Origin of the sequence: Propioniciclava sp. MC1595, assembly GCF_017569205.1 — a bacterium.
GTDB lineage: Bacteria > Actinomycetota > Actinomycetes > Propionibacteriales > Propionibacteriaceae > Propioniciclava.
Window position 1 is genome coordinate 168,501 of record NZ_CP071870.1, and the last position, 24,135, is coordinate 192,635.

The window sequence follows — 24,135 nt, forward strand, 5'->3', positions numbered from 1 at the left end:
GGCGACACTCAGCCGGTTGTCGGAGGCTCAGTCGTCGTCGCCCTCCGCCTCCAACAACGCGGCGAATGCCGCGCGTTCGCGTGCGCGTCGCGCCTTCAGTTCGGCGAACACATCCTCGGACTTCAGCCGATGGTGGGTGCCGACGCGGTGCGAGGCGATGTGTCCTTCCTTGACCATCTTCATCAGCGTGGGTCGAGAGATGCCCAGGATCTCGGCCGCGCCCGCAGGAGTCAGTTCCTTCGGAACCGAGGTGACCGTGATGGTGCCACCGCGAGCCATGGCGTCCAGCACCTGCTGGAGAATACGTCCGACCTCGGGGGGCATCGTGCTCGCGGCTTCCCCGGCGCGCTCGACGACCAAGGTGCCCTGTGGACCCTCCAACTGCGCGAGCACGTCGCGAGCCTGTGATACCTCACGTTCGGTTGCGATCACACGGCTGCGTTCGGGGGGTGCCATCGTTGTCGCCATGCGACCCACGATACACACCTTTCACTTGTATCTGTAAATAGTTCCAGTTGTATCTGTTCGGGAAGGGATGCTGGGGCCTATCCCCTGACGCCCGCCCTGCCCACCTCGGCCTCGGATACGGTGAGGCGATGGGCCCGACCACCACGACGACGAAGCGACCGCCCCGGGCGTCGCTGGAACGTCTGGAGCTCACCCGCCTCAACGCGATCGGGCTGCTCGTGGCATTCGCCCTGTTCTGGGTGCCGCTGCTGGTCGACGTGCCCGACCTCGACGACGTCGGCGAGCGGATGCTGTCGATCTTCCTCGTCGCGCTGGTGCTGTTCGTCACCGAGGCGATCCCGCTGTTCGCGACCGCGGCGCTGATCATCCTGCTGCAGGTGCTGATGATCTCCGACCAGGCGCTCGTGCCGCTGGCCGAGCCCGCCGGCACCGCGCGGCACTTCTACTCGGCGCTCGCCGACCCGGTGGTCATCCTCTTCCTGGGCGGCTTCCTCATCGCCGATGGGGCGGCCAAGTACCGCCTCGACCGCAACCTCGCCAGCCTCGTGCTGACCCCGTTCAAGGACAACGCCCGCACCGCGCTGCTGGCGCTCATGCTGCTCACCGCGGTGCTGGGCCAGTTCATGTCGAACACCGCCACCGCGGCGACGATGTTCGCGGTGCTGCTGCCCGTCCTGTACGCGTTGCCCCACGAGAAGGCGCGGGCCGGGTTCGCGCTGTCGATCCCGCTGGCGTCCAACGTCGGTGGCCTCGGGACGCCCGTCGCCTCGCCGCCCAACGCCATCGGCGTCGCCGCGGTCGCCGCCCGCGGGGAGTCGATCTCGTTCGTCGGCTGGATGCTCGCGATGTGGCCGCTCATCATCGTGCTGCTGGCGATCGGGTGGCTGTACCTGGTGATCCGGTACGTGCCCAAGGAGCTGGCGCTGGAGTTCACCCTCGAGCGCGACTTCGACACCCGCCTGTCGGCGAAGGTCTACTACGCGGCCTCGGCGCTCACGATCCTGCTGTGGTTCACCGAGCCCTTCCACGGCATCCCGGCCAGCGGGGCGGCGTTCCTCGCCGTGGTCATCCTGCTCGGCAGCAAGGTGATGACCGGCGACGACCTCCGCGCCCTGCAGTGGCCGGTGCTGTGGCTCGTCGCCGGCGGCATCGCCCTGGGCGGCGGCGTGGTCGCCAGCGGCCTGGACGAGTGGCTGGTCGGCCTCGTCGACTGGACGGCCGTCCCCGGCGTCCTGCTGCTGCTCGCCCTGGCCACGATCACGTGGGCGCTGGGCAACGTGCTGTCCAACACGGCCACGGCCAACCTGATCATCCCGATCGGGCTGGCCCTGGCGGTCTCCATCGGGCAGGACGTCGTGACCGTGGGCATCCTGCTCGCCGCGGCGTCCAGCATGGGCATGATGCTGCCGGTCTCGACCCCGCCGAACGCCATCGCCTACGCCACCGGCACCGTGAAGACCGGCGACCTCGCGGCCATGGGGGCGCTGGTCGGCATCACCGGCGTCCTGCTGCTGGGGCTCGTGCTGCCGCACCTGTGGGTGCTGCTGGGGGTGACCGGATGATCACCACCGTGCTCGTCATCGGCGAGGGGGAGCGCGCGCAGGCCGCCGTCCGCGAGATCACCGACGACATCGGCGAGACCGCCGTCGTCCATTCCTTCAAGCGCACCCAGAACCTCGCCGACTGGGGCGGACCGGGCGCCGGCGCCACCGCCGTCGCCCTCGTCGTGCTCGTGCCCGGCGACGACGACAACGTCGACGACCTCATCGAGTCGGTCATCGCGCACCCGGCCAGCCCCGACCCGCGCATCCTGCTCGTCACCGACCGCCCCTACCTCGACGACATCAGCCGCGCACTCGACCGCCGCGACGTCGCCGGCGTCGTCGCCAACCCGTGGACGCCCGGGGTCCTGGCCCGCTACACCCGGGCCGAGGTGTCCCGGTGGCTGCGCCTGCACCCGCAGGGCGAGCCCGTGCCCGAGCCGCCCCCGGTCGGCAGCGACCTGCTCCGCGAGCTGCGCATGCCGCTGGAGGCGGCGACCCACGAGCTGCTCGAGGCGCTCGAGGAGGCGCTCGGCCCGCGCCCGCGCATCCACCTCCCCGCCGGGGTGCACATCTCGCGCGAGGACCTCGACATGGACCAGCTGTACATCGTCGTGTCCGGGCGCGTCTCCCTCACGGTCAGGTCGCCCACCACCGGCAACGTCACCCTCAACCACGCCTCCACCGGCCCGATCATCGGCCTGCTCGCGCTCACCGACCGCCGCGGCTCGATGGTCACCGCGCGCACCACGACCCCCTGCGAGATCGTCCAGCTGACCGTCGAACAGCTCGACCGAGCGCTCGCCTCCAGCGCGCGGGTGGGCGCGATCCTGGCCACGCTGTCGTTCCGGGCGCTGTCGGCGCGGCTACGGCGGGCGCAGTCCGACCGGGTGCAGAAGACCGAGCTCAACCGCAAGCTCCAGGACGCCCTGACCGAACTCCGCCAGGCCCGCGCCGACCTCGTCGCCCAGGCGCGCATGGCCACCCTCGGCGAGCTCGCCGCCGGCATCGCCCACGAGCTCAACAACCCCGTCGCCGCCCTCACCCGCAGCGCCGAGCACCTCGCCGACGACCTGCCCCAGCTGCTGGGGGACGACCCGGTGACCCGCGGCGTCCTCGAACAGGCCCGCGGGGGCATCCAGCTGGACGCCCGCGCCGAGCGCGCCGCCCGCAAGGAGGTGCTGGCCGTCGTCAAGGACCCGGTCCTCGCCCGCCGGCTCGTCGCCGCCGGCGTCACCGACCCCGAGCATGCCCGCAAGCTCGTCAAGGGCCGGGACGCCGCGGGCGTGGACCGCGTCGAACGGGCCGCCGGCATCGGGGCCTCGCTGCAGGCGCTGGAGGTCGCGGCGTCCCACATCGCCTCGCTGGTCGCCGGCCTGCGCCAGCACGCCCGCCCCGACGGCTTGGACGGAGCGCAGCGGGTCCCCGTCGACGTGCACGAGACCGTCCGCTCGGCGCTGCTGCTGCTCGGCCACCGGCTCACCGACGTCACCGTCAGCGTCAAGGCCAAGCCCGGCCTGCCCCTGGTGCTCGGCACGCCGGCCGACCTCGTCCAGGTCTGGACCAACCTGGTCACCAACGCCGTGGACGCCCTGGGCGACAGCGGGACCGTCAAGATCCGCCTCGACACGGTGACCGATGACCGCAAGGTCACGTGGGTGCGCGTGCGGGTGGAGGACAACGGCCCCGGCGTGCCCGAGGAGCTGCAGCCGCACGTCTTCGAGCCGCGGTTCACGACCAAGCACGGGGTGGTCCGGTTCGGACTCGGCCTGGGGCTGGGCATCGCCCACACGATCGTCCACGACCACAGCGGCACGATCGGGCTGGAGTCGCGCCCGGGCCGCACGGTCTTCGAGGTGCGCCTGCCCGCGATGGAGGAGGAACGATGAAGCTGGCGATCCTGGTGCTCGAGGACGAGCCCGACGTCCGTGCCGCCCTGGAGCGTGACCTCGAACCCCTGGCGCGCACGGTGCGCATCGAGCCCGCCCAGGACGTGGCCGACGCCCGCGAGGTGGTGGCCCAGATCGAGGCCGAGGGTGACGTGCTGGCGCTCGTGCTCGCCGACCACCGCCTGCCCGGGACGACCGGCGTCGACTTCCTGTGCGAGCTCGCCGCCGACCCTGACACCGCGTACATCGCGACCGTGCTCGTCACCGGCCAGGCCGACCAGGCCGACACCATCAAGGCGGTCAACCTCGCCGGGCTCGACTACTACATCGCCAAGCCGTGGTCGGTCGCCGAGCTGGACGCCGTGGTGCGCAAGCTGTTGACCGACGTCGTCGAGGCGACCGGGCTGGACCCCATGCCGCACCTGGCCGCCCTCGACCCGGTGCGCGCGATGGACCTCGTCCGCCGCCGCCTCGGCGACCGCTGACATTTCTACACACTGGTTGTAGAATCGGGCGATGGTCGAGAACGTGGTCGTGGTGGGCGCCGGACTGGCCGCCCACAAGGTCGTGGAGAACCTCCGCAAGGAGGGCTACACCGGGCGCCTGGTGCTCGTGGGCGACGAGAAGCACCGCCCCTACGACCGGCCGGGCCTCTCCAAGGCCGTGCTGCTGGGGGACGCCGAGCCCAAGGACCTCTACCTCGCCAAGGCGGGCTTCTACGAGGAGAAGGACGTCGAGACCCACTTCGGGGACGCCGCGACCGCGATCGACCGTGAGGCGCGGACGGTCACGCTGGCGTCCGGGGCGGTGCTGGACTACGACGCGCTCGTGCTCGCCACCGGCTCGACCGCGCGCCGGCTCGACCTGCCGGGCGCCGACCTCGACGGCATCCTCACCCTGCGCAAGTTCGAGGACACCCTCGCCCTGCTCGACGCCCTGACCCCCGGCACGAAGCTGGTCATCGTCGGCGGCGGCTGGATCGGGCTCGAGGTCGCCTCGGCCGCGATCGAGGCCGACTGCTCCGTCACCGTGCTCGAGCACTTCGAGCTGCCGCTGCTGAACGTGCTCGGCGCCGACATCGCCGGCTGGTTCGCCCGGCTGCACCGCGGGCACGGGGTCGACCTGCGCACCGGCGTCGGGGCGGCGGGGTTCGAGGGGTCCGGACGGGTCACCGGCGTGCGGCTCGACGACGGTGAGGTGGTCCCGGCCGACGTCGTGCTCGTAGGCGTCGGCGCGATCCCCAACACCGACCTGGCCGCGGCAGCGGGGCTGAGGGTGGACAACGGCGTCCGGGTCGATGAGCACCTGCGCACCGATGACCCGCACGTGTACGCCGTCGGCGACATCGCGAACGCCCACAACACCGCGCTCGGGCACCCGCTGCGCGTCGAGCACTGGGACAACGCCCGTCGCCAGGGACGCCTGGCCGCCGTGGTGCTGCTCGACCGCGACGACGTGTACGACTGGCAGCCGTACTTCTACTCCGACCAGTACGACGTGGCCATGGAGTACCTCGGCCGCGGCGGGCGCGACGACGAGCTCGTCGTGCGCGGCAGCCTCGACGACGACCACTTCTCGGCCTACTGGCTCGCCGGCGACACCGTGACCGCGGCCATGCAGGTCAACGAGCCGCGGCTGGCCGGTCCGCTGCGCAAGATCGTGGAGCAGGTCGTCGACCGTGGACGCCTGGCCGACCCCGGCGTCCCGCTCGAGGAGCACCTGGCCGACTGAACCACGCACTCCACGCTTGGCCACGCGCGCCCGTGGCCAAGCGGCCCTGCGGGGCCGCGCGTGGTGGAGAATGCTCCCCATGGACCGTGAAGGGTTGTTGAGCGATCTCAAGGCCCTTCACCACGGGCGGGGGCTGCGGCGCGCGGGCGTCCGCGGGTGGTTGGGCCCCGCCCTGCTCGAGGCGCTGGGTGCCACACCGCAGCACTCGGACGCCGAACTGCGGGTCGCACTCGCCCGGCTCCTGGCCCTGCACACCCAGGCCCTGCCGCGCGACCTGCGTGAGCTGTTCCGGACGGCCGTCGGCCTGGACGTCGACCTCCCGCGGCTCGAGGACCGGATGGAGCGCGCCGCGGAGGGCCTGGATCGCTCGGTGCGCGTCGTCCGCCGCCGCCTGCGGGAGGCCGAGGCGCTGGTCGCGGACGCGATCCTGCACCAGCGCAGCAGTGCCAACGAGTGGTGGGACGCCCAGGGCTGGCAGTGGCTCGGCCTCGACGCCAGCCTCGTGCTGCGGGACGACGCCGTGATGTCCCTGCGCCACGAGGTGCTCGCCCTGACCGCGCAGCCGAAGTACGCGTCGCTCATGTTCACGATCCCCGGGATCCTGCCCGGCGACGAGGAGCCCACCTTCGAGGCGCTGCTCGGGTTCACGATCCTGCAGGTCGAGCGCACCGGACCCACCGGCTGGCGGCTCGGCCTCGAACTGCCGCGCGACCTGGGGCCCGGCGAGGCGGTCGACACCGTGATCCGGATCCGCGTGCCGCGCGCGTCGGCGTTGCAGCCCTACGTCGTGCTGGCGCCCCTGCGCGAGACCCCGCACGCGCGGGTCGAGGTGGACTTCGGGGATTCCTTCCCCGGCACGTCCTACTGGGTGCTCGACGGCGTGCTGCCCACCGACCTCGGCCCGGTCGGCACCATGCCGGTGCCGCGCGATGCGAAGCCGGCCGTGGGGCGGGTGACCTGCGACTTCACGCCCCGCGTGGGCCTGGCCTACGGCATCGCCTGGGATCAGCTGGAGCCGAAGCCGGCCTGATCGGTCTGGCCGTCGGGGCTCCCTGCTCGGCCTGTTCCCCGCATCCGGACAGTTTCCGGACAGTTGCTCCGTGATGGGCCGCTGGTTGTCAGTCCCACTGCTTATGGTCGTGCCGGGGTGGAGGAGGACACATGTCAGTGAACGGCCTGACGGCGCTCCCGGTTTCGGTCGAGCGACGTGGTGCGGAGTTGTACCTCGAGGTCACGGAGTCGGTGGACATCGGCGACTTCGGTACCGTCGGCTGGGCCGACCCCGTCGACCCCGAGCTGGTGCTCGTCGGCGAGAACCTCTTCCTGCGTGCGGGTCGCTTCGGGGCGTTCGCCACCGATGCCACCCTCGAGCAGGTCGCCCAGGTGATCCGGCGCGCGTACCGCGAGTTCGTCGAGGCGGCGCGCGACTGAGCCTGTCTCGCGGCGTCGCGCGTGGGGGTGCGCGACCCTGGGTCGGTGGCGCCCCCTACGCGGGTTCGTGACGCCCGCCGGCGGGGGGCGCCACCACATCGGGGCTTGTCAATGGCTCATCGTCTGGTAGACACGGTGAATGACGACCTACGGGTTCCACGCGTCACACGAACAGATCTCGCCGCGTCAGCTGCTCGCTGACGTGGTGCTGGCCGAGGAGGTCGGCTTCACCGCGGCCATGTGTTCGGACCACCTCGAACCCTGGTCCGAGCGGCAGGGGCACTCGGGCATGGCGTGGCCGTGGCTGGGTGCGGCGCTGGCGTCCACGAACCTCTCGTTCGGCACCGTGACCGCACCCGGGCAGCGCTACCACCCCGTGGTCGTCGCCCATGCGATCGCGACGCTGGGGCAGATGTTCCCCGGACGGTTCTGGACGGCGCTCGGCTCGGGCGAGAACGCCAACGAGCACGTCACCGGCGACGCGTGGCCGCGCAAGGAGGTGCGGCAGGCGCGGCTCGAGGAGTGCGTCGACGTCATCGGGCGGCTGCTCGATGGCGAGACCGTCTCCCACGACGGCCTGGTCACCGTGCACGAGGCGAAGCTGTGGGAGATCGCGGATCCGCGTCCGAAGCTGATCGCGCCGGCCATCAGCGTCGACACTGCGGTGCGCGGGGCGTCCTGGGCCGACGGGCTGGCCACCATCAACCAGGACCCGGCCGTGCTGCGCGGGATGCTCGCGCGCTGGGACGACGCCGGCGGCGCCGACCACAAGGTGCTGCAGGTGCACGTGTCGTGGGCGCCGACCGACGACGAGGCGTACGCGATCGCCTACGACCAGTGGCGCTCGAACGTGTTCGCGCCGCCCGCCTGCTGGGACCTCACCGTGCCCGCCTTCGACGCCGTGAGCCGCGAGGGCATCACGCCCGAGCAGGTGCACCGCTCGGTGGTCATCTCCTCCGACCTCGGGCAGCTCGCCGAGCGCATCCACGACCTCGCCTCGCTGGGGTTCGACGCCGTCTACCTGCACCACGTGGGGCAGGAACAGAAGCCGTGGCTGGAAGCCGCCGGGGCGTCCGTGCTGCCGCAACTGACCAGCTGAGCCCGCCGACCACTGGCCACCGTGATCACCTGACCAACCGACGACCAGGAGAAGCATGCTGAAGACCGAGACCTCCGACCTGTGGTGGAAGTCCGCCGTCGTGTACTGCCTGGACATCCAGAAGTTCTTCGACGCCGACGGCGACGGCACCGGCGACATCACCGGGCTGGCCCAGCGCATCGACTACCTCGCCGAACTCGGCGTGACGTGCCTGTGGCTGATGCCGTTCTACCCGACCGACAACCGCGACGACGGCTACGACATCACCGACTACTACGGCGTCGACCCCAGGCTGGGCACGCACGGCGACTTCGTCGAGCTGGTCCGCACCGCCAAGGACCGCGGCATGCGCGTCATCGGGGACCTCGTCGTCAACCACACCTCGCACAAGCACCCGTGGTTGAAGGCGTCGCGCTCGAGCAAGGACAACCCGTACCGCGACTGGTACGTGTGGCGGGACACCGAGCCGCCGGACACCTCCGACAAGGTGGTGTTCCCCGACGCCGAGGACTCCATCTGGACCCTCGACGACAAGACCGGCGAGTGGTACCTGCACAACTTCTACGCCGAGCAGCCCGACCTCAACATCGCCAACCCGGCTGTGCAGGCCGAGGTCGCCAAGATCATCGGGTTCTGGCTGCAGCTGGGCGTTGACGGGTTCCGTGTGGACGCCGTGCCGTTCTTCATCGAGACCGTCGGCATCGACGAGAAGTGGACCGCCGAGTACGGCGACCCCCACGAGTACCTGCGCGAGCTGCGGGCGTTCATGGGACGCCGCCGCGGGGACGCGATCTTCCTCGGCGAGGTGAACGTCACCTACGACGAGCAGGTGAAGTTCTTCGGCGGCGACGAGGGCGACGAGCTCACCATGATGTTCGACTTCGAGCTCATGCAGCGCATGTACCTCGCCCTGGCGCGCGGGTCGGCGGCGCCCATGGAGAAGATGTTGAAGAAGCGGCCGAAGCTGGCGCGGCACAACCAGTTCGCCAACTTCGTGCGCAACCACGACGAGCTGACGCTGGACAAGCTCACCGAATCGGAGCGGGCCGAGGTGTTCGAGGCGTTCGGCCCCGACCCCGACATGCAGCTGTTCGACCGCGGCCTGCGCCGGCGGCTGCCCCCGATGCTCGACGGCGACCCGCGCCGGATCAAGATGGTCTACTCGCTGATGTTCTCCCTGCCCGGCACGCCGGTGCTGTTCTACGGCGAGGAGATCGGGATGGGCGAGAACCTCGACGTGCCCGGGACGCCTGGCCGTGCGGACGCCCATGCAGTGGACCCCCGGTCGCAACGGCGGGTTCTCGGAGGCCGCCCCCTCGCGCCTGCCCTGCTCGCCGCCGTCCGGGGCCTACGCTCCCGAGCACGTGAACGCCGAGGACCAGCGGTCGGACCCTGACTCGCTGCTGGCTTTCGTCGGCCAGCTCGCCCGGCGCTACCGCGAGTGCCCCGAGGTCGGGATGGGCGACTTCGAGGTCTTGTCTCATGACGCGCCTTCGGTGCTGGCCCACCGGTGCACGTGGTCGCAGTTCGGCGGGGGAGTGGCCTCGTCGGTGCTGGTACACAACCTGGGGCCCGACGCGACCGAGATCACCGTCGAGCTGCCCGACGTCGAGGAGGGGACCCGCGTGATCGACCTCTTCGCCGACGACGAGTGCGAGGTTGAGAAGGGCGGACGCCTCACCGTCACCGTTCCGGGGTACGGCCACCACTGGCTGCGCCTCCTCCTGCCCGGGGACCGCCGCCTGCACTGATTCCCTCCAGGCAGGGCGGTCCCCGGGCGTCCGGCTGTCGGCGGCCGGAAGGCGGGCTTTCGGCGGGTCAGCGGCGCCAGGCGAAGGTGACCTCGGGGCGTCCGGAACCGCCGAGGCGCTGGGCGCGGGCCACGCGTCCCTCGTCGGCGAGGTACTGCAGGTACCGGCGCGCGGTCACGCGCGAGGTGCCGACCGCGTCGGCGACCTCGGACGCCGACAGCGCGGCCGGCTGGACGTCGGTCAGCGCTCCGATTACCGCCTCCAGGACGTCACGGGCGAGCCCCTTGGGCGAGGTTCCCGACGTGGTGGGTCGGCGGAGCTCGCCGAACATCGCGTCGACCGTGGCCTGGCTCGCAGAGGTCGCCCCGGCCAACCCCTCCCGGAAGCGCCGGTACGCCTCCAGCCGCTCGCGCAGGTCGGCGAACGTGAACGGCTTCAGCAGGTACCCGACCACCCCCAGCGCGAGCGCCGACCGCACGTGCTCGACCTCGCGGGCCGCCGTGATGGCCAGGATGTCGATCGGACGCCCCGCCGCCCGGATGCCCCGCACCACGTCCAGCCCGTGCCCGTCGGGCAGGTTCAGGTCGAGCAGCACCAGGTCGACCGCTTGGCGGGTGAGGACGGAGACTGCGGTCTGGACCGTCCCGGCCGTGCCCACCAGCTCGAACCCCGGCACCCGCCGTAGGTAGGCCGCGTGCCCCGCGGCCACCTCGGGTTCGTCGTCGACGACGAGCACGCGCAGGTCAGCCATCGCCGCCCCCTTCCGACGCGACGGCCACCGGCAGCGTCACGGTGAACGTCGCTCCCGGTGGTTCGGACACCTCGATCCGTCCGCCCAGCAGGTCGACGGCCTGCCGCACGAGGGCCAGCCCGATGCCGCGCCCCGCCGGTCCCGACGCGGGCTTCGACGTCGTCCCGCGCTCGAACGCCCGCTCCCGGTCCGGGGCCGGCAACCCCGGCCCGGTGTCGGCGACCGTCAGCGTCACGACGCTGTCGGAGGCCTGGGCGTCCACCAGCACCGCCTTCTCGGACCCGCCCGGCTGGCCCGCCACGGCGTCCAAGGCGTTGTCGATGAGGTTGCCGAGGATCGTCACCACCGCGCCCGACGGCAGGAGGCCGGCGGGGAGGTGGGCGTCCGGGTCGACGTCGAGGGTGGCGCCCCGCTCGGCCGCCTGCGAGGACTTGCCGATCACCAGCGCGGCGACGGCGGGGTCCTCGAGGGCGGCGGCGATCGCCTCCCCGTGCCGCTGGCTGGCGCGCAGCTCGTCGGTGGCGAAGGCGACGGCGTCGTCGGGGCGTCCGAGCTCGATGAGCGTGACGACGGTGTGCAGCCGGTTCGCGGCCTCGTGCGCCTGCGCGTGGAGGGCGTCGGCGAGGGACTGGGTGGTGTTGAGGCGTCCGGTGAGCGCCTCGAGCTCGGTGCGGTCGCGCAGGGTGGTGAGGGTCGCGACCGCGCGCCCCTGCCGCTGCACCACGTCGGAGCTCACCAGCAGCACCCGTCCACCGCTCGCGTGTGGCACGTCGACGTGCTGCTCGCGCCCGGCCAGCAGCGCGGCCAGGTCGGGGGCCAGGCCGAGGTCGGACGCCTCGCGGCCCACGGCGTCCGGGGGCAGGTCGAGCAGGCGGCGGGCCTCGTCGTTGACGACCTGGACGCGCCCCTTCTCGTCGGTGATGACCAGCCCCTCGCGGACCGCGTGCAGCACCGCCTCGTGGTGGTCGTGCAGGCGGCGCAGCTCGGTCGCGTTGAGTCCGAGGGTCTGGCGGCGCACCCGCTGGCCGACCACCGCGGCGCCCAGCGTCGCGACGCCCGCGGCGGCCAGGCCCGGCAGCAGCGCCTGCGGCAGCGTGCGCGTCAGCTGCTCGCCCACCCGCGACTGGTGGATGCCGACCGACACCAGACCCTTGACCTCGTTGTCGACCAACACCGGCACCACCGCACGCGTCGAGGGGCCGAGCGTGCCGGTGTACTGCTCGATCACGGTGCCGCCGGCCTGCGCGTCGGCGATGGTGCCGAGGAAGTGCTGCCCGATCAGGTCGGGGTTGGGGTGCGTGTAACGGATGCCGTCGGGCGACATCACCACGATGAAGTCGGTCTGCGTGGCCTGCCGTTCGCGCTCGATGAAGTCGCGCAGTTCGGACGCCGGGTCGGGCGAGGCGAGCCCCTCGCGCACGTCGTCGGTCGAGGCGATGGCCCGGGCGATGTCGGTGACGCGGGTGGCGGCGGCGTCCTCGACGAGGCGGGTCGCCTGGACGTAGGCCGTGACCAGCGCGACGGCGACCACGAGCGCGACGACGGCGCCCAGCACGATCAGGACGTGCGAGGCGACGCTGCGGGGTCCTCTGAACACTATGAACACAAGGATGCCCTTGCCCGGGGCGGCGTCGCACGCTGTTGCGCAGCCACACAGCGGTGGCCGACCCAAGGAGTACGGACAATGATTGCCCTGCACACAGCGATCGCGATCGTCGCGATCATCTTCCTCATCATCAAGGTCAAGGTGGACCCGATCATCGCGCTGGTGCTCGGCGCGCTCTACCTCGGCCTCGCGTCGGGGATGGGGTTCGTGGCCACCATCGAGGCCGTTACGTCCGGCTTCGGCGACATCATGGCCAAGATCGGCCTGCTGATCGGCTTCGGCGTGCTCATGGGCGCGCTGCTGCACCGGATGGGCGCGTTCAAGGTGATGGTCGAGGCGCTGGTGCGCGTCGTCCCGGCCAACAAGCTGCCCTATGCCCTGGCCCTCGCCCTGACCACCATCGCCCCCTCGATCTACGTCGACGTGCAGGTCGTGCTGGCCGCGCCGGTCGCCCGCTCGTCGTCGAAGTTCATCGAGCGCCACGGCCTGGCCTGGCTCGCCGGCGCGCTCGGCACCGGCATCTTCTGTGGCTACGTGTTCGTCGTGCCCGGCCTGTCGGCCATCTCGACCGCGGGCCTGCTGTCGGTCCCGCTGGGCACCTACATGATCTTCGGCATCGTCATCGGCATCATCACCGCCACCCTGACCGTGTGGATCTTCCGCCGCATGCTCAACTTCGGCTGGTGGAATCCCGCCCGCGATGAGGAGACCTCCGAGGCCCTCGAGGAGGTCGAGGCCGCCGAGCTGGTGGCCGGGGAGTCGGGCCGGCGTCCGAGCCTCGCGCTGGCGCTCGCGCCGATCATCGTGCCGCTGCTGATGATCGCCTTCGGCGTGTTCGCCGAACTGGCCGGCTTCACCAACGACGTCATCGCCTTCTTCGGGGACGCCAACGTGGCCCTGTTCCTCGGCCTGCTCGGGGCCTACGTGATGGCGCGCCGCTTCGTCGGCACCGAGGCCACCGCCGACGCGTTCGGCGACGGGCTCAAGACCACCGGTGAGATCCTCCTCGTGACCGGCGTCGGCGGCTCGCTCGGCGCGGTCATCAAGGGCACCGGCCTGGCGGACCTGCTCGGCGGGCTGTTCTCGGTGGACACCGGCGCCCCCGTGATCCTGTCGATCCTGCTGGCGTGGTTCATCGCGGCCCTGCTGCACCTGGCCATCGGCTCGGTGTCGGTCGCCGCCATCACCGCCGCGGGCATCATCGCCCCGATCGCCGGACAGCTGGACGTGGCGCCGGTCATCCTTGCGTTGGCGATCGCTTCGGGCGCGCTGTTCGCCCTGCAGGTGAACTCCAACTTCTTCTGGATGTTCAAGGCCCTTCTGGGCCTGACCACCTCCGGAGCCCTGAAGTCGATGACCACCGTGACCACCATCGCGTCCCTTGTCTCGCTGCCGCTGGTGATGGCCGCCGCCCTGGTGGCGCCCGCCCTGGGGTAGGCGCCCCTCCTGCGCCGAGAGCCTGTGCTCCCTGTGCCGAGAGCCTGTGCTCCCTGCGCCGAGAGCCTGTGCTCAAACTGCCGACAGCCCGCCCTCGCGATGAGGGCGGGCTGTCGGCGTTCGGAAGACGGGCTGTGGTCGTGCCTCACGCTCCGCCGCGGCGGTTCGGGCTCAGCGGTTGCTGGTGGCGAAGAGGTTCTTCACCCAGCCCACCAGGCCACCCTTCTCGGACGCCTCGACGTCGGGCTCGGCGACGACCGGCTCGGCGACGACCTCGGACTCGGTGGACTCGACCACCGACTCGGCCGGGGCCTCGGCGTCCGCCTGCTTGATGGCGGAGACCTCGAAGGTCAGCGTGACGTTCTCGGAGACGAGGACGCCACCGGTCTCGAGGGCGGCGTTCCAGACGAGGCCGAAGTCCTTGCGGTTGACGTCGACCTTGCCGCTCAGGCCCACGCGCTGGTTGCCGAACGGGTCGAGCGCGGAGCCCTCGAACTCGAAGTCGATGACGACGGGGCGGGTGACATCGCGTGGCGGGCGGTGAAGCCGATCTCGGTGTGGGCGGTGTCGAGGACATAGGTGCCGTTGAAGTCGGTGAGCGCGGTCATGGGTTCTCCTTGGTGCCGGGCGAACCCTCCTCGGGCCCACCTGATTGCTTGATGTGTCAACCAATCTGGGAGAAAATGATTGAACTGTCAACCAAGTTGCCAAGGGTGTGCCCCCGAAACACGAATCCCCGCCACGGACGTGGCGGGGACGGGCTGTCGGCGGCCGGAGCGCGTGCCGGGGCAGGTCAGTTGAAGAAGCCGAGGTCCTCGGCGATCTCCTGGGTCAGGAACTCCTGGTAGTGGTTCCAGAACTGGATGAGCTGCTTCATGGTGTCACCTCCTGATGATGACACTCAGTCTAGTCATAAGTACTAGAAACTAGAATCCTTCTCACGGACCTTCAACCGGTACGCGGCGAGGATCAACTCGACAGCGGTGTCGAGCGGCACGCGACCCGTGTTGATGACCAGGTCGAAGTTGTCGTTGTGGCGGGGGTCCCAGTTGAAGAGGCGCTGCGACATGGCGGCGCGGGCGGAGTCAGGGCGGTTCTGGCGGGCGCGCGCGTGGGCGAGGTCGATGCCGGCCGCCGCGGCCCCGCGGGCGATGCGTTGCTCGACCGGACCGTCCAGCTTCACGTGCAACGCGCGCGGCTCGTCGGCCAGGATCACCGTCGCGTTGCGGCCCAGCACCACGCCGCCCCCGGCGACCTGGGCGCGGAGCTCGCGCACGGCGTCCTCGGCGTCGAGCATCTCGAGCTGCCCCGAGAAGACCCCGACGTCGGCCGACGCCGCGGTGCGCCCCAGCGTGTTGAGCACCCGCGTCAGCAGGCTGCCGTCGTCGGAACCGCGGCCCTCGGCGGCCTCGAGGTCCTCCGACGAGTAGACCTGCGACACCCACGGGACGCCCAGGGCCCCAGCGACGGCCGGACCCACCTCGGCCGCACCCGACCCGTACATCTCGAAGATCGTCACCACGGGCTCGTCGATGCTCATGGGGAAACAATGCACGATCCCGGACGCCACGGCACCCGATGCCCTACAAAGAAGCCATGACCCCCGCACCGGCACCGGACCCGGCCCGCGCGCCCACCCCCGCCGCGGGCAGCGCCCGCCACTGGATGGTCGTCGCCGGCGGCGCCTGCCTGATGTCGGCGGGCATGTTCCTGTTCCTGAGCAGCTCGATCCTCAACCCGCCGCTGGCCAAGCACCTCGGCGTCGGCCTGTCCGAGGTGATGGCCTACAACTCGATGATGGCGCTGTCCGGGGTGATCGCGATGACGTTCGTCGGGCCACCTCGCGACCGTGCTGTTCGGGTTCGGCGCCGTCCTGCCGGGCGTGCTGCTGCCGATCATGGTCCAGCGGGTGTTCGGCATGCGCGACTACGCGACGATCCTCGGGCCGGCGATGGCGACCATGCCCGCCGGCATGGCCCTCGGGACGCCCCTGTGGGGCATGGCCGTCGACCGCACCGGCAGCTACACCGTCGCCCTGCTCGCCAGCATCGGCCTCACACTGGTCACCGCCGCCCTGCTCGTCTGGGCCCTGCGCAGCGCCCCGGCCATGCGCCGCCGGGTCGAGGCCGAGCTCGGTGAGCGGCCGGCACCTACGATGGCGGCATGAACGACGCGACGTTGGTCCTTGTCGGGAACGCAAAGGCCGGCAGCATCTCGGTGCTGCGCCTGGGGGAGGGGTCCCTCGACCCCCTCGCCGAGCACGAGGTCGGCGTGGGGTGCGGCACCTTCGCGATCGACCACGCGCGGGGCCTCGTCCACACTGCCGTCAAGGAACCCGAACCCGCGATCGTCACGTTGTCCTTCGACGCCGCAACCGGGCAGCTGACCGAGACCGCCCGCCGCGCCATCCCCGACCCGCTGGCCTACCTCGTGCTCACGCGCGAGGGCGAGCTGCTGCTCGGGGCGTCGTATGCCGGCAACTGGGGCGCCAGCTGGCCGACGCCCAAGGGGGTCCCCGGCGAGCCGGTCGGGCGGGTCGAGCACCGACACCTCCACTGTGTGGTCCCGGACGCCGCGGGCCGCCACGCCTACTGGGTCGCCTTGGGCGACGACCTGGTCGCGCAGACGGCGATCACCGAGGACGGGGGCTTGGAGCCACTCGACCCCGGCACCGTGTCGGTCGAGGAGGGCGCCGGCCCGCGCCACCTCGTGCTGGCCGCCAACGAGCGCTCGGCGTACCTAGTCACCGAGTTCACCGGCGAGGTGATCCGGTTCGAGCGCGACGACGCCACCGGCGTGCTGACCCGGGCCGAGTCGGTCTCGATCGTCGACCCCGGGGCCGGCCTGTCGACCAGCCGCCTGGGCGCCGACCCGATGGAGGAGCACCTCATCTGGGGGGCCGACGTGCACCTGGCCCAGTTCGGGTCGTTCCTGCTCGCCACGGAGCGCACCGCCAGCACCGTCGCGACAGTCTCGATGGAGCCCGAGGGCCTGCTCGGCGCCGTCATCGGCCTCACGCCCACCGAGGCGCAGCCGCGCGGATTCGCCGTCGCGCCCGACAACCGGCACGTCGTCGTCGCCGGCGAGCGCTCGGGCGGGGTGGCCCTGTACGAGCTCTCCGACGAGGGGATCCTGACCGAGCTGGACCGTCGCGACACCGGTTCGGGCGCCAACTGGGTGCGCTTCGCCTGAGCTAGTCGCGCGGGGATGGTTGCCACCCCACTCGTGCCTGAACCCCCTCGCGGTCTAGGGTTGAGAAGTGAGTGAAAGCGAAGCGGGCCTGCCCGAGCAGACGGACGTCCCCGAGGAACACGACCTGACCGGCGAGCCGGCCGAGCCCGAGGCGTCCGACGTTGTGCAGGTGGAGGACGTCGCGGCCGAGCCCGAGGCGTCCGAGCCCGACGACGCGGAGGAGACCGACGCCGACGAGGAGCAGGGCCCGACGTTCGCCGACCTGGGGCTTGACGACAAGATCCTGAAGGCCCTGCGCGACCTGGGCTACGAGCGGCCGAGCCCGATCCAGGCGGAGACGATCCCGGCGCTGCTGGCCGGCCACGACGTGGTCGGCCTCGCGCAGACCGGAACGGGCAAGACCGCCGCGTTCGCGCTGCCGATCCTCGAGCGGCTCACCCCGCGCGCAAAGCACGTGCAGGCGCTGGTGCTCGCCCCGACCCGTGAGCTGGCGCTCCAGGTCGCGGAGGCCTTCGAGACCTACGCCGCCCACCTCAAGGTGCGCCTGCTGCCGGTGTACGGCGGGCAGGGCTACGGCGTCCAGCTGTCGGCGCTCGCCCGGGGCGTCGACGTGGTCGTCGGCACGCCCGGCCGCGTCATGGACCACCTCGACCGCGGCACGCTCGACCTCACCCAGCTGGAGTACCTCGTCCTCGACGAGGCCGACGAGATGCTCAACATGGGCTTCGCCGAGGACGTCGAGAAGATCCTCGCGGACACCCCCGCCGACAAGCAGGTGGCGCTGTTCTCGGCGACGATGCCGCCGTCGATCCGCAAGCTGGCCGCGACCTACCTCACCGACCCGGTCGAGATCTCGGTCAAGGGCAAGACGGCCACCGCGACCAACGTGACCCACCGGTACACGATCGTCAGCTACCCCCAGAAGCTGGACGCCCTCACCCGCATCCTCGAGGTCGAGAACTTCGACGGCATGATCGTGTTCGTCCGCACCAAGAACGAGACCGAGACGGTCGCCGAGAAGCTGCGCGCCCGCGGCATCAGCGCTGCCGCCATCAACGGCGACCTGCCCCAGGCCGCCCGCGAGCGCACCATCAACCAGCTCAAGGCCGCCAAGCTCGACGTGCTCGTCGCCACCGACGTCGCCGCGCGCGGGCTGGACGTCGACCGCATCTCGCACGTGGTGAACTTCGACATCCCCACCGACACCGAGAGCTACGTGCACCGCATCGGCCGTACCGGCCGCGCCGGTCGTTCGGGCGACGCGATCTCGTTCGTCACCCCGCGCGAGCGCCACCTGCTGCGCGCGATCGAGCGGGCGACCGGCCAGGAGCTGTCGCACATGCCGCTCCCGACGGCCGACGACATCAACGCCACCCGCCTGTCGCGGTTCGACGACGCGATCACCGCGGCGCTCGGCCAGCAGGAGAAGATCGACTTCTTCCGCGACGTGGTGGCGCACTACGTCAACGAGTACGACGTGCCCGAGGTCGACGTCGCCGCCGCCCTGGCCGCGGTCATGCAGGGCGACGAGCCGATGCTGCTCGACCCCGAGCAGGAGCGTCGCGACGAGCGCTTCCGCGAGGACAAGGCCGGACGCGGCACGCGCGACCGCGATCGTGGCACCGATGGTCCTCGCGACGGGACGGTGCACGAGCGCCGCCCGCGCCCGACCGGCGACCTCGTGCCGTGGCGCGTCGCCGTCGGACGCCGCCACCGCATCACCCCGCGCCAGATCGTGGGCGCCCTCGCCAACGAGGGTGGCCTGACCAGCGCCGACATGGGCCGGATCAACATCCGCGGCGACCACTCGATCATCGAGCTGCCCCCGGACCTGCCGTCCTCCGTGCTCGACAAGCTCTCCCGCACGCGTGTGTCGGGCAAGCTGATCGAGCTGCAGCGCGACGAGGGTCCCTCGTTCGTGCGCGACCGAACGCGGGAGCGCGACCGTGATGACCGTGATGACCGTGATGACCGTGGAGATCGCGGTGACCGGGGTGACCGCAGCTGGGGTGACCGTCCGGCGCGTGACCGCGGTGATCGTCCCTTCCGTGACAAGCCGTTCAAGAAGTCCGGCTTCAACGCCGACAAGAAGTTCAAGAAGCCCCGCCACAAGGGCTGACACCGGGCCGCACCCGCGGCGTCCGGACACCTGAACAGAACCGCTCCCGAACCGCCCCAGCCGTGGGGCAGTTCGGGAGCGGTCGCGTCGGGGGGTGGGTCAGAAGCCCGTGATGTCCTTGAACCGGACGGTCTCGATCTCCTCGGCCTCGCCGGTGCACATCGCCTTGAACTTCCACTTGCCCTGGGCGTCGATGGTGTTCGTGTTCGCGATGCAGGTGCCGACGTTGGCGCCCTCCTTGTCGAGGGTGTCGAACGTGATCTGCACGTAGGTGTCGACCGGGCGGTCGCTGTTGTTGGCCACGTAGCCCGTGATGAAGATGGCGAACGGGTTGGACCGGTCGATCTCCCAGCCGTCCTCAAGCGTGAGGCGCTCCTTCGCGGGCTCCTGGGCCGGCTCGGCGGGGGCCTCGGACGCGGCCGGGGCTGCAGCGTCCGGTGAGCCGGCCGGAGCAGGGGTGCTGACCGACTGGCTCGGCGCGGCTGCCTTGTCGCCACCACCGCCACCGAGGGCGTTGCCGATGCCGACGAGCACGAGCACGGCGAGCACCCACACCCACCACTTCTTGAACCACGGCTTCTTCGGCTTGGCGGCGGGCGGCGGCTGGGCCCCGGGGAACGGGGGGACCTGGCCGGGCTGGGTCTGGGACATCGGGCACTCCTTCACGTCGTCGTCCCTGACTGGGACACGTCTCCATCCCACTGCCGCGGGAGCTGCCGGCACATCGACGGGTCGGCTGCGGTGGCCTCCGCCGATCGGCTCGTCCGAGGTCCTTGTCGGCAGCCGATCGGGGGAGGGGAATTGTCGGCCGGCGTCCCTACGATGAGGGCTGTGTTGGAGTACGAGCTGGTCGGCGACGGTGCCCGCCCCCCGTGGTGGCGGACGCTGCTGTTCGCCGTGCCGATCGGGCTCCTGGGCATCGTCTCGGTGGTGTTCTCGCCGCTGGGGTCGGCCATGTCGGGGAAGGATCCCGACGGGGCCACCGTCCTCGGGGCCATGTTCGCCCTGCTCGTCGCCGTCGCGGCCCCGGCCGCCCTGTTCTGGCGCCACCGGTACCCGTTCGTGCTCACGATCGCGGCGGCTGTGGTGCCCCTCGTGGTCCCGATCGGCAACCTGCTGGCGTTCGCGTTCCTGGCGGCGCTGATCGGTCGGCGGCGCGGCCCGGCCGTGTGGGCGACCACAGCGCTGGTGGCCGCGACCTCGACGTGGGTGGTCGTCGCCGACGCGCTGGCCCAACCGCGGCAGGCGTCGGTGATCAAGACCATCCTGGGCCCGACCGGCGACGCGTCCGACCCGCTCGCCCACGTCAACGTCTCCGCGTGGGCGGTGGCGACGGTGGCGGTCCTCGGGCTGGGCCTGGCCATCGGTACGGGGTTCCTGGTCCGGCTGCGCCGCCAGAACATGCAGGCGGTGGGTGAGGTGGAGGTCGAGCGCGAGGCGTCCGGGCGGCTGGGCGACGAGGCCGCCCGCCGACAGGAGCGGGAGCGCATCGCCCGCGAGGTGCACGACGCGATGGGCCACCGCCTGTCGCTGCTGAACCTGCACGCGGGCGCGCTCGAGCTGAACGCGGGTGACGACCCACGGCTGCAGCAGTCGGCGAGCCTCGTGCGGCAGAGCGCCGGCGAGGCGATGGACGACCTGCGCGGCCTCCTGCACGTGCTGCGCGAGCCGCTGGGGGAGGACCCGCCGGTGATCCCGCTGTCGCGGCTGACCGAGGTGGTCCGCGACTCCTTCGGCGCCGGGCAGGTGGTGAGCTCGTCGATCTTCGTCTCCGAGCCCGACCGCGCCGACCCGCAGCTGTCGCGTGCTGTGTACCGCATCGTCCAGGAGGTGCTGACCAACGCGCGCAAGCACGCCCCGGGGCAGCCGGTGGAGCTGGTCGTCGAGGGTGGGCCGGCGTCCGGGATCGTCATCGAGGCGCGCAACCGCTACGTCGGTGGTGCGGCCGGGCCGCCCGGGACGGCGCGCGGCCTGAAGGGCATCGCCGAACGGGCCGAATTGCTCGGTGGGCACCTGCGCTACGGCCTCGACCAGGACGGCACCGTGTTCCGCGTGCGGGTGGAACTCCCGTGGCGGGAGGCGGTCTCGGGCTGAGTTGCCGCGGGCCTCGGCCCCGGCGCGTTGTCGGAGCCGCGCCCTAGGATGCGGCTCGTGCCCATTCGTGTGCTGCTCGTCGACGACGACCCGCTCGTGCGGGCCGGCCTGCGCTTCCTGCTCGACAGCGCCGACGACCTCACGGTCGTGGGTGAGGCCGGTGACGGCGACGAGGTCGTGGCCGCCGTGCGCGCATCTCAGCCCGACGTCGTGCTCATGGACCTGCGGATGCCCCGCGTCAGCGGCGTCGACGCCACCCGCCTCGTGCGCGCCCTACCCGACCCGCCGCACGTCGTGGCCCTGACGACGTGGGATGTGGACGACGCCGTGGTCCGCACCCTCGACGCGGGGGCGTCCGGGTTCCTGCTCAAGACGGCCGCCCCGGCCGAGATCCTGGGCGCGGTGCGGGCGGTCGTGAACGGGGACGCCGTCCTCTCCCCACGCTCGACGCGCCAGCTGCTCGACCACCTGGGTCGCTCCTCCGACGCGGCCGCACGGCGCACCGCCGAGGAGGCGGTCGCGACCCTCACCGACCGCGAGCGCGACGTGGTCGTCGCCGTGGCCGAGGGCCTGGGCAACGCCGAGGTCGGTCAGCGGCTCTACATCTCCGAGGCGACGGTCAAGACGCACCTCGGCGCTGCGCAGGACAAGCTGGGCGCCCGCAATCGTGTGGGCGTCGCCGTCATCGCCGAGCGAGCGGGTTTGCTGCGCGGCCGCTGACGCGTCGCCGATCAGGCGATGTCCGCCGACTCGGGCTCCATGTGGGTGCTCTGCCACTCCCACAGCGTGCCGGGGCGGCCGCGGCCGAGGACGACGCGCTTGTGGCTGATGCCCAGGCCGCGCACGGAGGCGAGGCGACGGTTGAGGTTGCCGCGGTCGGGGGAGGTACCGGTCAGCGACCGCGTGATCGCCACGGCCGCGGACACCGGGAATGTGGGGCCGGTCAGCGCGCGCGTGAACGTGAGGTCGCGCCACAGCCGGTCGACCAGCAGCGGGCGGCACGAGTCGACCATGCGGTTGTGGTCGAAGGCCAGGGGCGGCAGGTCGTCGATCGGGTGCCACTGCACGTAGTCGGGGGCATCGGCCGGGTGGTCGGCGACCGCCCACATCGCGACCGACAGGGTCTGGCCGCGCGGGTCGCGGTGGGGCTCGTCGAACACGGTCAGCTGCCCGAGGCCCCGGACGCCCAGGCCAAGCTTGGTCTGCACCGCGCGCTGGGCGGCCTCGGCGAGGCGTTCGCCCTCCCACAGCGTGACGCCCGGCAGGGCCAGCTGGTCGATGTACGGCTCGGACATGCGCTTGGAGACGCCGATCTCGACCTGCCGGGTCTCGTTGTTGTACCTCAGCGTGATCGCATCCACCGAGACGGCGGAGGTTGGCTGGCGACCCATGCGTTCTTCCTTCTCAGACGGCGATGTCACGAAGATTTCACCAATCAGGGTACCCCGCGAATTGGTGTCGGGCACCAGATCCCGGTTCGTGGGAGGAATCGGTCCACCTGCTGGGCGTCGACCACTCCATCCACAGCCCACGGACTGGAATGGGTGGCATTTCCCCTGGGTGGTTGCCTACCCTCGATCACGACGTACCCCCAGGAACAAGGACCCACCCCCATGGAAACCCCCGTTCCGGACGCCGCCGCGCGTCCGCGTGTTCGCCTCCGTCGCAGCCCCGTGTGGCTGGTCGCGGGCATCCTCGCCGTGTCCCTCGGCGGCCTCGCCTCGGCGTTCGTTTACCTGCAGGTCGCGGCGTCCGACCCCGTGCTGCGGGTCAACCGCACCATCCACCGCGGCGAGGTCATCCAGGCCGCCGACCTCTCGGTGGTCCAGGTGGGGGCCGGCCTCGATGTGCGCACCGTGCCCGACGCGCGGGCGTCCGAGGTCGTCGGCCGGGCGGCGGTCACCGACCTGCCCGGCGGCAGCCTGCTCGTCGACGGGTCGTGGGGGGACGCCGACGTGCCCCTGGGCAGCTCCCGGGTGGGCCTGCGGCTGGCCCCGGGACGGTTCCCGACCACCGACCTGCGCCCCGGCACGACCGTGCTCGTCGTCGCGCTGCCCGCGCAGGGCGGGGCCGTCGGGGAGGAACTGCCCGCCAGCGTGCCCGCCACCCTCGTCGGCGACGCCGGCACCCAGCCCGACGGGTCGACCCTGTTCGCGCTCGCCGTGCCCAGCGCCTCCTCCGAGCTCGTGGCGCGCCTCGCCGCGGCCGACCGGGTGGCGCTGGTCCAGACGGGCAACGGCCGATGAGCCTCCTCGTCCTCACCTCCGCCGCCGGGGCTCCCGGGGTGTCGACCACGGCGCTGGGGCTGACCCTGGCCTGGCCGCGCGACGCCGTGCTCGTCGACGCCGACCGCTCGGCCCCCCACTCGATCCTGGCCGGGTACCTGAGCGGGCAGTCCACCCGCGGCAACGGCATGCAGGGCCTCCTGCAGGCGCACCGCGAGCGCTCGTCGATGGCGGCCGCGCTGGCCGCCGAGTGGCGCCCGCTGCCCGACCTGCCGCGCCCACCAGGTCAGGACGCCCCCGGCGAGCGCCGGTTCGTCCCCGGCTTCACCCACCTCGGGTCCGTGGACCTCTTCGAGGGGGCTTGGCCGTCGGTCGTCGCGGCCGCGCGCGAGGCGTCCTTCGACGTGGTGGTGGACGCCGGCCGCACCGGCCACCGCGGCCTGCCGGCCAACTTGGTCGCGGGCGCGGACGCCGTGGGCCTGGTCTGCCGCACCTCGCTCGCCTCCCTGGCCGCGCTGCCGCTGCACCTGGCGCCGCTCGTCGAGTCGGGCGCGCCCGGCCGCGTGGGGCTCGTCGTCGTCGGCCCCGGCCGCCCGTACGGGGTGCGCGAGGTCGCCGAGCAGTTCGGCGTGCCGGTGCTGGCCGAGGTGGCGTGGGACGCGGCCTCCGCCGGAGAGCTCAACGAGGGTGCGCCGGTCGGAAAGCGCTGGGCGCGCACCGCCCTCGCCCGCTCGTTCGAGCGCGCGGCCGCCGCCCTCAGCGAGGCCATGCACGCCGGACGCCTCGAGGAGGCCTCGTGAA

General features: G+C 71.9%; 25 protein-coding genes. 17 read left to right on the forward strand and 8 right to left on the reverse strand.

What is annotated here, in order from left to right; genetic code table 11:
* Window positions 1-27: 27 nt before the first annotated feature.
* A complete protein-coding gene (locus J4N02_RS00720) occupies window positions 28-468 on the reverse strand; it encodes an excisionase family DNA-binding protein (protein WP_208091057.1) in 441 nt (146 codons plus the stop codon).
* 128 nt (window positions 469-596) lie between these two features.
* On the opposite strand from J4N02_RS00720, the gene J4N02_RS00725 reads away from it, so the two are divergent.
* From J4N02_RS00725 to J4N02_RS16660, 9 genes are all read left to right on the forward strand, one after another.
* A complete protein-coding gene (locus J4N02_RS00725) occupies window positions 597-2,030 on the forward strand; it encodes a DASS family sodium-coupled anion symporter (protein ID WP_188333758.1) in 1,434 nt (477 codons plus the stop codon).
* Window positions 2,027-3,898 carry an ATP-binding protein gene (locus tag J4N02_RS00730; RefSeq protein WP_188333757.1) on the forward strand — a complete coding sequence of 624 codons (1,872 nt, stop codon included), beginning with the start codon at window positions 2,027-2,029 and terminating at the stop codon, window positions 3,896-3,898. Before J4N02_RS00725 ends, J4N02_RS00730 begins: the two co-directional genes overlap by 4 nt.
* A complete protein-coding gene (locus J4N02_RS00735) occupies window positions 3,895-4,383 on the forward strand; it encodes a two-component system response regulator (RefSeq protein WP_188333756.1) in 489 nt (162 codons plus the stop codon). The genes J4N02_RS00730 and J4N02_RS00735 overlap by 4 nt, the downstream gene beginning before the upstream one ends.
* A gap of 31 nt (window positions 4,384-4,414) precedes the next feature.
* Window positions 4,415-5,629 carry an NAD(P)/FAD-dependent oxidoreductase gene (locus J4N02_RS00740; RefSeq protein ID WP_188333755.1) on the forward strand — a complete coding sequence of 405 codons (1,215 nt, stop codon included), beginning with the start codon at window positions 4,415-4,417 and terminating at the stop codon, window positions 5,627-5,629.
* 79 nt (window positions 5,630-5,708) lie between these two features.
* On the forward strand, window positions 5,709-6,659 hold the full coding sequence (locus J4N02_RS00745; RefSeq protein WP_188333754.1) for a hypothetical protein: 951 nt from the start codon (window positions 5,709-5,711) through the stop codon (window positions 6,657-6,659).
* Window positions 6,660-6,790: 131 nt separating this feature from the next.
* Window positions 6,791-7,060 (forward strand): hypothetical protein, encoded by a 270-nt coding sequence (locus tag J4N02_RS00750; RefSeq protein ID WP_188333753.1) that lies wholly within the window; start codon window positions 6,791-6,793, stop codon window positions 7,058-7,060.
* Between the two features lie 139 nt (window positions 7,061-7,199).
* On the forward strand, window positions 7,200-8,159 hold the full coding sequence (locus tag J4N02_RS00755; RefSeq protein WP_188333752.1) for a TIGR03885 family FMN-dependent LLM class oxidoreductase: 960 nt from the start codon (window positions 7,200-7,202) through the stop codon (window positions 8,157-8,159).
* A gap of 55 nt (window positions 8,160-8,214) precedes the next feature.
* On the forward strand, window positions 8,215-9,555 hold the full coding sequence (locus J4N02_RS00760; RefSeq protein WP_223202467.1) for an alpha-amylase family protein: 1,341 nt from the start codon (window positions 8,215-8,217) through the stop codon (window positions 9,553-9,555).
* Window positions 9,524-9,910, forward strand: coding sequence for an alpha-glucosidase C-terminal domain-containing protein (locus tag J4N02_RS16660; RefSeq protein ID WP_223202466.1), 387 nt, complete (start codon window positions 9,524-9,526; stop codon window positions 9,908-9,910). Before J4N02_RS00760 ends, J4N02_RS16660 begins: the two co-directional genes overlap by 32 nt.
* Window positions 9,911-9,977: 67 nt before the next feature.
* On the opposite strand, the gene J4N02_RS00765 is transcribed toward J4N02_RS16660, so the two are convergent.
* On the reverse strand, window positions 9,978-10,661 hold the full coding sequence (locus tag J4N02_RS00765; RefSeq protein WP_182817432.1) for a response regulator: 684 nt from the start codon (window positions 10,659-10,661) through the stop codon (window positions 9,978-9,980).
* Window positions 10,654-12,258 carry a sensor histidine kinase gene (locus J4N02_RS00770; RefSeq protein ID WP_208091058.1) on the reverse strand — a complete coding sequence of 535 codons (1,605 nt, stop codon included), beginning with the start codon at window positions 12,256-12,258 and terminating at the stop codon, window positions 10,654-10,656. Before J4N02_RS00770 ends, J4N02_RS00765 begins: the two co-directional genes overlap by 8 nt.
* 87 nt (window positions 12,259-12,345) lie before the next feature.
* Between J4N02_RS00770 and J4N02_RS00775 the strand changes: the two genes are divergently transcribed.
* On the forward strand, window positions 12,346-13,704 hold the full coding sequence (locus J4N02_RS00775; protein ID WP_188333751.1) for a GntP family permease: 1,359 nt from the start codon (window positions 12,346-12,348) through the stop codon (window positions 13,702-13,704).
* A 171-nt stretch (window positions 13,705-13,875) separates the two neighbouring features.
* On the opposite strand, the gene J4N02_RS16665 is transcribed toward J4N02_RS00775, so the two are convergent.
* The 3 genes from J4N02_RS16665 to J4N02_RS00785 all read right to left on the reverse strand — a co-directional run bounded on the left by J4N02_RS16665 (window position 13,876) and on the right by J4N02_RS00785 (window position 15,244).
* Complete coding sequence (locus tag J4N02_RS16665; protein ID WP_243760939.1) at window positions 13,876-14,211, reverse strand: YceI family protein; 336 nt, start codon at window positions 14,209-14,211, stop codon at window positions 13,876-13,878.
* Entirely contained in the window at window positions 14,151-14,312 is a 162-nt protein-coding gene (locus J4N02_RS16670; RefSeq protein WP_243760952.1) for a hypothetical protein, read from the reverse strand. The genes J4N02_RS16665 and J4N02_RS16670 overlap by 61 nt, the downstream gene beginning before the upstream one ends.
* A gap of 311 nt (window positions 14,313-14,623) precedes the next feature.
* Complete coding sequence (locus tag J4N02_RS00785; RefSeq protein WP_188333750.1) at window positions 14,624-15,244, reverse strand: AAA family ATPase; 621 nt, start codon at window positions 15,242-15,244, stop codon at window positions 14,624-14,626.
* Between the two features lie 309 nt (window positions 15,245-15,553).
* Here J4N02_RS00785 and J4N02_RS00790 point away from each other — a divergent pair, with 309 nt between their 5' ends.
* The 3 genes from J4N02_RS00790 to J4N02_RS00800 all read left to right on the forward strand — a co-directional run bounded on the left by J4N02_RS00790 (window position 15,554) and on the right by J4N02_RS00800 (window position 19,015).
* Window positions 15,554-15,871 carry a hypothetical protein gene (locus J4N02_RS00790; protein WP_188333749.1) on the forward strand — a complete coding sequence of 106 codons (318 nt, stop codon included), beginning with the start codon at window positions 15,554-15,556 and terminating at the stop codon, window positions 15,869-15,871.
* A complete protein-coding gene (locus tag J4N02_RS00795; RefSeq protein ID WP_188333748.1) occupies window positions 15,868-16,896 on the forward strand; it encodes a beta-propeller fold lactonase family protein in 1,029 nt (342 codons plus the stop codon). Before J4N02_RS00790 ends, J4N02_RS00795 begins: the two co-directional genes overlap by 4 nt.
* 67 nt (window positions 16,897-16,963) lie before the next feature.
* Window positions 16,964-19,015, forward strand: a complete 2,052-nt coding sequence (locus tag J4N02_RS00800) for a DEAD/DEAH box helicase (protein WP_309224420.1) — start codon at window positions 16,964-16,966, stop codon at window positions 19,013-19,015.
* Window positions 19,016-19,114: 99 nt separating this feature from the next.
* On the opposite strand, the gene J4N02_RS00805 is transcribed toward J4N02_RS00800, so the two are convergent.
* The gene (locus tag J4N02_RS00805; protein WP_188333747.1) at window positions 19,115-19,666 is read right to left on the reverse strand and encodes an FxLYD domain-containing protein; all 552 of its coding nucleotides are present in this window, start codon (window positions 19,664-19,666) and stop codon (window positions 19,115-19,117) included.
* Window positions 19,667-19,846: 180 nt separating this feature from the next.
* On the opposite strand from J4N02_RS00805, the gene J4N02_RS00810 reads away from it, so the two are divergent.
* Entirely contained in the window at window positions 19,847-21,109 is a 1,263-nt protein-coding gene (locus J4N02_RS00810) for a sensor histidine kinase (RefSeq protein ID WP_188333746.1), read from the forward strand.
* A 48-nt stretch (window positions 21,110-21,157) separates the two neighbouring features.
* Window positions 21,158-21,829, forward strand: a complete 672-nt coding sequence (locus tag J4N02_RS00815) for a response regulator transcription factor (protein ID WP_188333745.1) — start codon at window positions 21,158-21,160, stop codon at window positions 21,827-21,829.
* Window positions 21,830-21,840: 11 nt separating this feature from the next.
* On the opposite strand, the gene J4N02_RS00820 is transcribed toward J4N02_RS00815, so the two are convergent.
* Entirely contained in the window at window positions 21,841-22,500 is a 660-nt protein-coding gene (locus tag J4N02_RS00820) for an NUDIX hydrolase (protein ID WP_188333744.1), read from the reverse strand.
* 222 nt (window positions 22,501-22,722) lie between these two features.
* On the opposite strand from J4N02_RS00820, the gene J4N02_RS00825 reads away from it, so the two are divergent.
* Complete coding sequence (locus J4N02_RS00825; RefSeq protein WP_188333743.1) at window positions 22,723-23,355, forward strand: SAF domain-containing protein; 633 nt, start codon at window positions 22,723-22,725, stop codon at window positions 23,353-23,355.
* A complete protein-coding gene (locus J4N02_RS00830; RefSeq protein ID WP_188333742.1) occupies window positions 23,352-24,134 on the forward strand; it encodes a hypothetical protein in 783 nt (260 codons plus the stop codon). The genes J4N02_RS00825 and J4N02_RS00830 overlap by 4 nt, the downstream gene beginning before the upstream one ends.
* Window position 24,135: the final 1 nt, after the last annotated feature.

What these genes read in the sequence shown, in the direction of transcription:
- J4N02_RS16670 (WP_243760952.1), bottom strand. Translation starts at nt 14,312, where the DNA reads ATGACCGCGCTCACCGACTTCAACGGCACCTATGTCCTCGACACCGCC.
- J4N02_RS00795 (WP_188333748.1), top strand. Translation starts at nt 15,868, where the DNA reads ATGAACGACGCGACGTTGGTCCTTGTCGGGAACGCAAAGGCCGGCAGC.
- J4N02_RS00755 (WP_188333752.1), top strand. Translation starts at nt 7,200, where the DNA reads ATGACGACCTACGGGTTCCACGCGTCACACGAACAGATCTCGCCGCGT.
- J4N02_RS00750 (WP_188333753.1), top strand. Translation starts at nt 6,791, where the DNA reads ATGTCAGTGAACGGCCTGACGGCGCTCCCGGTTTCGGTCGAGCGACGT.
- J4N02_RS00735 (WP_188333756.1), top strand. Translation starts at nt 3,895, where the DNA reads ATGAAGCTGGCGATCCTGGTGCTCGAGGACGAGCCCGACGTCCGTGCC.
- J4N02_RS00775 (WP_188333751.1), top strand. Translation starts at nt 12,346, where the DNA reads ATGATTGCCCTGCACACAGCGATCGCGATCGTCGCGATCATCTTCCTC.
- J4N02_RS00760 (WP_223202467.1), top strand. Translation starts at nt 8,215, where the DNA reads ATGCTGAAGACCGAGACCTCCGACCTGTGGTGGAAGTCCGCCGTCGTG.
- J4N02_RS00740 (WP_188333755.1), top strand. Translation starts at nt 4,415, where the DNA reads ATGGTCGAGAACGTGGTCGTGGTGGGCGCCGGACTGGCCGCCCACAAG.
- J4N02_RS00765 (WP_182817432.1), bottom strand. Translation starts at nt 10,661, where the DNA reads ATGGCTGACCTGCGCGTGCTCGTCGTCGACGACGAACCCGAGGTGGCC.
- J4N02_RS00815 (WP_188333745.1), top strand. Translation starts at nt 21,158, where the DNA reads ATGCGGCTCGTGCCCATTCGTGTGCTGCTCGTCGACGACGACCCGCTC.
- J4N02_RS00785 (WP_188333750.1), bottom strand. Translation starts at nt 15,244, where the DNA reads ATGAGCATCGACGAGCCCGTGGTGACGATCTTCGAGATGTACGGGTCG.
- J4N02_RS00730 (WP_188333757.1), top strand. Translation starts at nt 2,027, where the DNA reads ATGATCACCACCGTGCTCGTCATCGGCGAGGGGGAGCGCGCGCAGGCC.
- J4N02_RS00820 (WP_188333744.1), bottom strand. Translation starts at nt 22,500, where the DNA reads ATGGGTCGCCAGCCAACCTCCGCCGTCTCGGTGGATGCGATCACGCTG.
- J4N02_RS00725 (WP_188333758.1), top strand. Translation starts at nt 597, where the DNA reads ATGGGCCCGACCACCACGACGACGAAGCGACCGCCCCGGGCGTCGCTG.
- J4N02_RS00745 (WP_188333754.1), top strand. Translation starts at nt 5,709, where the DNA reads ATGGACCGTGAAGGGTTGTTGAGCGATCTCAAGGCCCTTCACCACGGG.
- J4N02_RS00830 (WP_188333742.1), top strand. Translation starts at nt 23,352, where the DNA reads ATGAGCCTCCTCGTCCTCACCTCCGCCGCCGGGGCTCCCGGGGTGTCG.
- J4N02_RS00720 (WP_208091057.1), bottom strand. Translation starts at nt 468, where the DNA reads ATGGCGACAACGATGGCACCCCCCGAACGCAGCCGTGTGATCGCAACC.
- J4N02_RS00825 (WP_188333743.1), top strand. Translation starts at nt 22,723, where the DNA reads ATGGAAACCCCCGTTCCGGACGCCGCCGCGCGTCCGCGTGTTCGCCTC.
- J4N02_RS00805 (WP_188333747.1), bottom strand. Translation starts at nt 19,666, where the DNA reads ATGTCCCAGACCCAGCCCGGCCAGGTCCCCCCGTTCCCCGGGGCCCAG.